Source organism: Candidatus Harpocratesius sp. (assembly GCF_054039255.1).
The window spans coordinates 1-9,070 of the sequence record NZ_JBPLBG010000039.1 but is presented as its reverse complement, the minus strand read 5'-3'; the positions used below and the strand labels follow the sequence as shown (position 1 = coordinate 9,070).

Genomic DNA, 9,070 nt, shown 5'->3' with positions numbered 1-9,070 from the left:
TATCATCCAAACCAAAAGATCTGGTTGATATTGGGCGAAAAATTGAATTAAATTTCCACTTATTCCAGCAAAAATACTGATTAATAATGGTAACAAAACCATAATAAGAATTATTGAAAACACATTCATGAGTATTTCAATTATAATTGTCTGCTTTTTCTCTTTTTTCAACAATTTTTCACGCATTTTTAAATTAATCACCTTTTTCAAACTCAAAAATTTCCAAACATCCCTTCCTAAACCGACGAACATAATTAAATCAATCAGAATATACAAAACCATATGAGAGAAAATAGGAGAATAAGGTTGTTTATCATTGACTATATTATAGATACTATCTGCAAGATTTCGATAATAGCCTTGATTTCCAAAGAAACTATTCACATTCGTAAAAACAACAACCCCTTCTTTATTCTCAGGTGTTAAAAGAATTTCTGCATGATAATCTCCTAAATCTCCTGATTGTGCCAAATATTTTATTCCATTGAATGTAAAATTATACCACCCCATAGTCCATGAAGAATTCTTTAGTGGATCTTTAGGAATCGCATGTAAAATTTCAAATGAAGAAGGCTTTAAAACATTGTGTGTAAAATTACTATTATTATAAAATAAATGGGATTGCATTAGTACAAGTATGTCCTCAATATTAGAAACCATTCCGTTCGCAGGAGATTGTGCTACTGAGTATGATTGATGTGAAGGGATGGCTATTCCATACCATAATCGATAACCTTGAGCGAATTCTGCTTGATTTGCTGCATCTGTTTGGCTAAAAAATGTATGTTGCATCCCAAGAGGAGAGAGAATACGAGTAGTAATATAATTGCTAAATGATTGATTAGTAACTTGTTCGATTAAATATCCTAAAATCCAGTAATTTGCATTAGAGAATTCGAAATTTTTTCCTGGTTCTGTTTGAAAAGATTCAGATTTTAAACCATTTACTAATTCTTGTATACTACTTACTTTGATGTCGGTTGAACCTGCTTTAATGGATAAACCGGTTTGATGGGTTAAACATTGTTGAATTGTGATTTGTGAAGAATACTCTGGATTTGAAAGTTCAAATGAAGGAATATATTTTTGAATTGTTTCATTTAATTCTATTAATCCATCTTCTTGAAGTGCCAGAACTCCCATTGCAGTAATTATCTGGGAGATTTCTCCCAACATGAAAAGCGTTTGGGATGTTACGGGTGTTTTTGCATTATTTGCTTTACCTAATCCGTTTGCGTATATTATTTGACCATTTTGAATCACACCAACAGCAATTCCAGGAAAAAGCATTTTTTGTTTCTGATCTTGTAAATAAGTATCTATTTTTTCTGAAGATGTGGCAGATGTTCCATTATTTATGAATGTACATAGAATCATAAGAAATAGCAAAGAAAAAAAGAAAATAATTCTTATTTCTGAAAAAGAAGCATGTCTTCGATGAATTGTTACCATTATATTCACCTTTTCAAAATACGTACCGGCTAAAAAATAATTTTAATTTAATTAGTTAACTTTTAAAAATTAGGCTGGGTTGAATAAAGTATGATCTTGCAATGGGAAGTTACTCCCGATGAGCAAACCACTTTAATAATTGAATTGATTTTTATAATCGTCGCTATTGGGTCTTGCGTAGAATTTGCAATAATTAAAAGAATTTATCATAAACTGGCAAAAAAGGGTTATAACATTATTTTTTTTGGGGTATTTCTTTTTGGACTTCATATTCTTTTTGATTTTTTAGATACTCTTGCTATGAAAAAGATAAATGGAATAACCACAAAGCTATACTTAGCTTTTGATTATTTAGATGCAATTTTTGCCTTTATCGGCCTTTTTATTATAGGATATGGTTTTTATCAAATTGCAAAAGATGGAATGGAGATTTGGGAGGGTGATGTGAAGTGATCGCCGTAAGTCTTTCCTCAGAAATCGATTTACTTGATGTAATTTTAGAAAGCTTAAGCTTAGTTGGTTTTATTTTCATTTTAATTATGGCATTCTATGCAAATAAGAAAAACCCAATTTTTCGCTCAAAAGGATTTCCAATTCTAATCATAGGAATTGTATTAGGTATTATTGCAGCTGGAATGGATTTATTAGGTGAATTTGTTTGGTTTGATACAGGATATGATATATATAAAATGGTAATGAGTATTTTGTATATTTTTAGTCTTGTTGTGTTTAGTATTGCTATTTTTCTTGTGTTTCGATTTACAAGATTCATGATGGGAGAAAAAAACTAATCTAATCTGAGCGTAATATAATATGCTACTTGAAGTTTTCATTATTCAAAAAGGAACCTCATTTTTATTGGCCAGAAAAGCATTTACGAAAAAAGAAATTAGAATGGATGGTTCCCTTTTTTCTGGCATGATTTCAGCAATTTCATTGTTTACAAATGAATTAAAAATAGGGGAAATCCAATTTTTTGAAACAAATGATTATAGAATTTTAATTCATTCATGGGAGAAAATACTGATTGTTGGAATTGTAGAAGAGAAAGATGAAGATGAATTCATAATAAGTACTTTGAAGATAATTGCGCAAGAATTTTGGAAACAATTTCAGTATTCATTAGAAAACTGGAATGGAGATACCGCAGTTTTCGAGAATTTTCCTATAACCATCGATGAAATATTTTATTCTGAATTTGCTCAATATTATATTGAACGAAATTACCCAAATAATGTGATTTCAGTAATTCGTTCTGTGCAATTTAAATTTGAACCTCATATTCTCCGATTTATTGGAATAAGAATTGGTGAAACTCGTTCAACTACTATCTCTCAGAAACAAATGAAGAAAATTACTAGTTTGGGGCCAGATTTTCCTGAAAAACAAATTTTAAAATTAGTAGAAAAGGAAATAAATCATTTTTCAATTAGTGAAGTTGAATTCAAAGAAGTTGTGGGAAAAAAGACAATTCAAATCACTTTAAAAATTTGTCCTATTTGCAGGGGTATTCATGATAATTCGTTTTCTTGTGATTTTATTATTGGATTTATACATGGTTATCTTAATGGAATAAATCTTGGTATTTCATATAATGTGTTTGAAAACGAATGCCATGCTCATGGCAACCAATATTGTGTTTTTTCTGCAATTCTTCAACAAGAAAAATAGTAATAAAGTCAAGATCTCATAGAATTCTGATTATTTTATATTTTTCTACGGTTTTTCTTTCTTTTTTATTAAGTAATTAAAAGAAATATCTTGTTAATCCATTTATCCTTCCATAAAAGAATTTTTATCACATATATTCTAAAAAGGATAAGCATAAATTACCAGTAGATAATTCAAAATCACGATAGTGACTTTGTAATATAAATGGTCAAGGTAATAAAAATCAGATAATTCTGAAGGGATTTTATCTGATACAGTAATAAAAAAAGAAGAAAAATGGTGAAAAAATAAGATGGTTGATTTTACATTAACTGAAGAACAATTACAATGGCAACAGCGCGCTAGGAATTTTGCCCAAAATGAAATTTTACCTATAGCATGGTATTTTGACGAAAAAGATGAGATGCCTGTGTTTATATTGAAAAAGGCTTGGGAAGCTGGATTAATGAATCTTGGTGTTCCTAAAAAGTACGGTGGAGAAGAATTGAAAAGTTTAACCCAGTCATTAGTTGTTGAAGAATTTGCATCTTGCGGGCCAGGTATGGCGACATCTATTTTTGATAATGGTTTGGGTCAAGAACCAATTATTTTAAGTGACAATGAGTACATTAAAGAGAAAATACTCTCTCAAGTTATAAAAGATTTTAAATTGACTTGTTTTGCCACATCTGAAACAGGAATGGGCTCAGATGTTGCAGGTATGCGCTGTAAAGCTGAAAAAGATGGTAAAGATTATATCATAAATGGAACAAAGTATTGGGTAACTAATGGTGGTGCTGCAAAAGATAATGGAGGATATGCTTCTATATTTGCTACAACCGATCGAAAAGCACGCCATAACGGAATTGCAGGATTTCTTATTGATTTAAAATCTGACGGTGTTTCTGTAATACAACATATTCCAAAAATGGGTCAACGTTGTTCAAATACTGTAGCATTAAAATTCGACAATGTTCGAGTTCCTGCTGATCATGTATTAGCTCGCGAAGGAGGTGCAGGTTTTAAACTTGCAATGAAAACATTCACACAAACTCGTCCCATGATTGGTGCATTTGCTGTAGGAGCAGCGCGTTCTGCAATGGAATTTGGAATGCAATATGCACTTTCTCGAAAAGCTTTTGGACAACCAATTGGAATGTTCCAAGGTATTCAATTTAAAATCGCAGAAATGTATCAAAAGGTTGAAACTGCTCGCTTAATGATTTGGCGTTCTTGTTGGGAAGCAGATCAAGGTAGAGATGCTACATTATGGGCATCAATGACCAAATTTTGGAGTACAGAAGCAGCTTTTGAAGTAGCAAATGATGCATTGCAAATAATGGGGGGATATGGATATACAAAGTATTATCCTGTTGAAAAATATCTCCGAGATATTCGGTTACTTCAAATTTATGAAGGAACGAATCAAGTCCAACGAGCGGTGATTATAAAATATCTCCTAAAAGGTGGTTTTAAACCAATAATGCCAAAAATAGAAGATTTACCTCGTCTTCGGGCAGAAGATATTGAGGATGCAGCTAGAAAAGGAATGCAACAACAAATTGTTTGGCGTTGCAAAGTTTGTGGGCATCTTCATTATGGTGATGAACCCCCTGATGAATGTCCTGTATGTAGAATGAAAAAAGGTGTCTTTAAAAAAGTGTGGCCTAAAAAATAATCGCTACTTTTTTCATTTTTTTTCTCTTTTTTTCCCTATTTTTTTACTATTTTATCAGGTACTACATTTATAAATCTAAATTTCTCTAAAGGAATTCTTTTTGGCCTAATTTTCTCACTTTCTATCTGACCTTTAGATAGTACATCGTTAAGTGACAATTTTCGTTTTCCAACTATGATTAAGGAGATAATATCATATGTCTCAGGAATATTTACAATTTTCTTTACTTTATTTGGAGAAAAACCTGCAATTGGATGAGCAACCAAATTCAAATCTGTGGCTTTTAAAATCATAGCTGCAGCAGCCATTCCTACATCAAATTGATAATATATTCGATCTCTGATTATGCAATCTAAATTTTTCTCTGAAAAGATAGCAATAATCATTGATGCATGCTTCGCCCATGCGTTTCCTTGAGATAAGGCTTCATTTTTAAGATTTTCCAAGAATGGATTATCCTTCACAAAAACAAAGCGCCAAGGTTGATTATTGAAACAACTTGGCATTAATTGTGCTGCATATGCTAGCTGATCTATTATTTTTTCAGTAATTTTAACTGGTTTTAAGGAACGAAAAGCTCTTCGTGTTTTTATAATTTCATCTAAATTCATGATTATCAAAGATTAATTCTCTTTCAACTTTTAATATATAGTGCTTATCCAATATTTTTTAACTTCTTTAAGCAATAATAATTAATATGAAAAAAGGTATTGCATTGATATTTCAATTATTTTTTTTTTTTATTCTTTTGAATTCAATTAAATCATTTCAATTATCAACTAATTTTTATAAATTCTGTTCCAATAATCTAATTGAAAAAAAAAGTGGTGAAAGTCAAAATATCTTGAATTCTCCAGAAGATTCATTTCGAATGAATTTTGAATTCATTAATCAAACTTTAGAAAATCTTGAGTTGGAATTCTATCAAGAAGATTCTGTTCTCTTTAGAGGTAATATTTGTAAAAATGTAACCATTAATGTTATGGATTCTGGTTCTGTAGAAATAATCGATAATATATTTAAAGAGTCTTTTTTCACAACACTAACATTATGGAATTGTTCGAATCTTGTTGTTCAAAATAATACATTTCAAGATATCTACGATACTCCAATTCATGTGATTGAAACAATTGGGGCAGAAATTGAGAATAATTCTATATTACTTCCTGAAATGAATCCAAATCCACAATCATTAAATTTTGGAATGGAAATTGATCGTTCTCCTCAATCAATAATTAAAGGTAATATTATTAATGCGCCTCTGGGTGATGGATTAATTCTTTCTCAATCTCCTAATTCATTGATTCAAAATAATTTAATACATGAAAGTGGATTTGGTGGAGTTAGTCTCATGTTTAGTTCTGATACCATTATTTTTGAAAATACAATTGTTAATAATTCTATGTTAATTACTGATGTGCCTCAATTAAGTTCTGCAGTAATGCTTTCTGTATCTCCAAGAACTAATATTACAAAAAACCTAATTGAAAAATCATCTAATGCAGGTATTTGGATTGAATCATCAGAAGAAACAATCGTGAATCAAAATACAATAACTAAGCATGAAATTGTCGGAATTTTTGTCGGCTCTTCTCCCCGATCAAAAATTACTTTCAATAAATATGCTCAAAACGGTGGAACGAATTTTGTTGAGCAAGATCAAAGCCCTGATTGTATAATAGAGGGGAACGAAGAAATTAAATTAACTGATGATTCTGATGATTTTAATAATTCTACTGAATCTAATAATTATCCTAACGGTGATATTTATGATTTTAACAACAAAAAAATTTCAAGTTATACAGGGATATCGTTGATTTTTATCATAAGTATATATTTATATTTTTATAACACAAGAAAAAAGCAAATTTAATCCATTGATCACCTTTGAAAAATAAGAATATTGTAAAGAATAATTTCTAAAGATATGAGATAAGCATAAAAAAGGGGATCCTCTATAGATTTTGAATATATATGGTAAACCATTTGAAAAATGAGAGTTCCCCTTATTTATTAATGCATGCTGATAATCCTGTGAATTGGTATCCTTATTGTTCTCAAGCATTTGAAAAAGCAAAAAAAGAGAATAAATTAATATTTATTTCTATTGGTTATACTGCCTGTCATTGGTGCCACGTTATGGCACATGAATCTTTTGAAAAAATGGATATTGCTTCCAAATTAAATAAAAATTATATTTCAATTAAGGTTGATAAAGAAGAGCGCCCTGATGTTGATATACTTTATCAGAAATTTGCTCAAATAATGGGAAAGAATGGTGGATGGCCACTAAGTGTATTTTTAACACCAGAAGGATTACCTTATTTTGTGGGAACTTATTTTCCACCTGTATCTCGTTATGCATTAATTGGATTTTCAGAATTAATTGCGAAATTAATCGCAATTTATAACGAACAATCCGAAAAAGTGAAAAAAAATGGTATAGAATTGCTGAAAATGCTTTCTTCTTCAAGAGATGATGAAATTGGTACAATAAAGGATATAAATTATATAGATGATTTTAATTCTATTTCATATTTCGATGAAGTTCTTGATAAATTTTGGATTCAGATGGATTCAAAATATGGTGGGTTTGGAAATGCACCGAAATTTCCCAATTTTCCTGCTTTATTGTTTTTAATCCGTCAGCTTGCCTATCAAAATCAAAAATTTTGGCAGAAATCTCGCACTCTGAATAAAAGATCGTTAAACTCCACTGATAATAAAGATTCTGTAAAAAATGTTGCTTTAAAGGAAAATCTTAAGAAAACTTTAGATTCTATGATCTTTGGGGGATTATATGATCAAATTGGTGGGGGTTTCCATCGATATACTGTAGATCAGAAATGGATAATCCCTCATTTTGAAAAAATGCTTTATGATAATGCGCTTGCCATCCAAGTTTACTCAGAGGCTTTTCTTTTCTTTCGAGACCCAGAGTATAAAAGGGTGGTTAAAGAAATAATTGATTGGTTAAATAGAGAGATGCATGATAAAGAAGGAGGGTATTATGCCTCACTTTGTGCAGATTCAGACGGTCATGAAGGAAAATTCTATGTATGGCAGAAATATGAACTAGAGCAAATATTAACTTTAGAGGAACAATCTCTTTTCTTTGATTATTATCATATTTCAGAAAAAGGTAATTTTGATCATCACTCAAATATCATTACTGTCCAAAAGAATTTAGATGAACTTGCTGAAGATAGAAACATAAATAGAGGCCTGTTGGAAATAACTCTAAGTAAAATCAAAAGCAAATTATATAAAGTGCGCTCTAAACGACCGCCACCTCAACTAGATTCAAAAATTATAACCTCATGGAATTCACTTCTTTTATCTGCATTAATTACATCAGAGAGAATATTTGCAGGTGATCCAGGTTTTATAAAAATTCAAAGAAATATCATAGATTTAAGTAATTTTCTAAAAAGTAAGATGATAAACGTCCAAATTGGTAGTGTTAAACGAATTTTTATGTTAGGTAAAGCAAAAATCCATGGAAATCTTGATGATTATGCTTATCTAATTAATTCATTTTTAATCCAATATTTATATTCTAAGGATTCTACCCTTTATTCTTTGATTAAAAATTTATTTAATAATGTTATGAATGAATTTTGGAATAATACTCATTTTTACTTTTATTACTCTCCGAAAGAATCACAAGATCTTCCTATTCGAACGAAATTGGATTTTGATCTCCCAATACCTGCCCCTTCTGTTATCATGCTTGAAAATTTTATTATTTGGGCCGAAATAACGGGTGATCAAAGATGGATGGATAAAGTAAATAAATCTCTTCGATCCTTATCTCCCAAATTGGAAAAATATGGCTTTGCAGCTGGCTCTTATTATATATTAATGCAACATTTGATTTATGGATATCAAGAAATTTCATTTTCAAAAAGTAAGGATGGACAAGATGCTGAAAGGGAATATCTTCTTTCAAAATTGAAACAATTCTTTTTACCATTTCAAATAATTAAAATTATTAATTCGAATAATTTAACAAATAAGGAATTGATCGAAAATCTTGATTCAATCTCTGCAATTATGAATGATCAGAACCAATCTATTTATATTTTTTGCGAAAATCATGTCTGTTCAAAACCTTTTAAAACTTTAGAGCAATTCATTAACTATTTTAAGAATAATCTTTGTAATTGAGTGTATTTTAAGATCTTAGAATTATAAGTTTTTTCGCTTTTTTGCCAATTCAGCCTCCCACTTCCGCCGCCTATCCCAAAAAGTTTTTTGTCGGTCATTTAAGCCCGGGAGAAGGAGAGG

General features: G+C 30.1%; 8 protein-coding genes. 6 read left to right on the top strand and 2 right to left on the bottom strand.

Annotation, left to right across the window (positions count from 1 at the left end):
• Positions 1–1,452, bottom strand: a 1,452-nt coding sequence (locus ACXLDF_RS09615) for a serine hydrolase domain-containing protein (protein WP_457558303.1), incomplete at its 3' end; no start/stop codon positions are given.
• Between the two features lie 90 nt (positions 1,453–1,542).
• Here ACXLDF_RS09615 and ACXLDF_RS09610 point away from each other — a divergent pair.
• The 4 genes from ACXLDF_RS09610 (at position 1,543) to ACXLDF_RS09595 (ending at position 4,780) form a co-directional block, all read left to right on the top strand.
• Positions 1,543–1,905: a hypothetical protein gene (locus tag ACXLDF_RS09610; RefSeq protein ID WP_457558302.1), complete on the top strand. Its 363-nt coding sequence runs from the start codon at positions 1,543–1,545 to the stop codon at positions 1,903–1,905.
• Positions 1,902–2,243 (top strand): hypothetical protein, encoded by a 342-nt coding sequence (locus tag ACXLDF_RS09605; RefSeq protein ID WP_457558301.1) that lies wholly within the window; start codon positions 1,902–1,904, stop codon positions 2,241–2,243. The genes ACXLDF_RS09610 and ACXLDF_RS09605 overlap by 4 nt, the downstream gene beginning before the upstream one ends.
• A gap of 22 nt (positions 2,244–2,265) precedes the next feature.
• Complete coding sequence (locus ACXLDF_RS09600) at positions 2,266–3,123, top strand: hypothetical protein (RefSeq protein ID WP_457558300.1); 858 nt, start codon at positions 2,266–2,268, stop codon at positions 3,121–3,123.
• 292 nt (positions 3,124–3,415) lie between these two features.
• The gene (locus ACXLDF_RS09595) at positions 3,416–4,780 is read left to right on the top strand and encodes an acyl-CoA dehydrogenase family protein (RefSeq protein ID WP_457558299.1); all 1,365 of its coding nucleotides are present in this window, start codon (positions 3,416–3,418) and stop codon (positions 4,778–4,780) included.
• Positions 4,781–4,815: 35 nt separating this feature from the next.
• On the opposite strand, the gene ACXLDF_RS09590 is transcribed toward ACXLDF_RS09595, so the two are convergent.
• On the bottom strand, positions 4,816–5,391 hold the full coding sequence (locus ACXLDF_RS09590; protein WP_457558304.1) for a nitroreductase family protein: 576 nt from the start codon (positions 5,389–5,391) through the stop codon (positions 4,816–4,818).
• Positions 5,392–5,624: 233 nt separating this feature from the next.
• On the opposite strand from ACXLDF_RS09590, the gene ACXLDF_RS09585 reads away from it, so the two are divergent.
• On the top strand, positions 5,625–6,653 hold the full coding sequence (locus ACXLDF_RS09585; RefSeq protein ID WP_457558298.1) for a NosD domain-containing protein: 1,029 nt from the start codon (positions 5,625–5,627) through the stop codon (positions 6,651–6,653).
• Between the two features lie 101 nt (positions 6,654–6,754).
• Positions 6,755–8,950, top strand: a complete 2,196-nt coding sequence (locus ACXLDF_RS09580; protein WP_457558297.1) for a thioredoxin domain-containing protein — start codon at positions 6,755–6,757, stop codon at positions 8,948–8,950.
• Positions 8,951–9,070: the final 120 nt, after the last annotated feature.

Coding starts and splice junctions, on each gene's coding strand:
- ACXLDF_RS09595 (WP_457558299.1), top strand. CDS start 3,416: ATGGTTGATTTTACATTAACTGAAGAACAATTACAATGGCAACAGCGC.
- ACXLDF_RS09590 (WP_457558304.1), bottom strand. CDS start 5,391: ATGAATTTAGATGAAATTATAAAAACACGAAGAGCTTTTCGTTCCTTA.
- ACXLDF_RS09610 (WP_457558302.1), top strand. CDS start 1,543: ATGATCTTGCAATGGGAAGTTACTCCCGATGAGCAAACCACTTTAATA.
- ACXLDF_RS09580 (WP_457558297.1), top strand. CDS start 6,755: ATGGTAAACCATTTGAAAAATGAGAGTTCCCCTTATTTATTAATGCAT.
- ACXLDF_RS09600 (WP_457558300.1), top strand. CDS start 2,266: ATGCTACTTGAAGTTTTCATTATTCAAAAAGGAACCTCATTTTTATTG.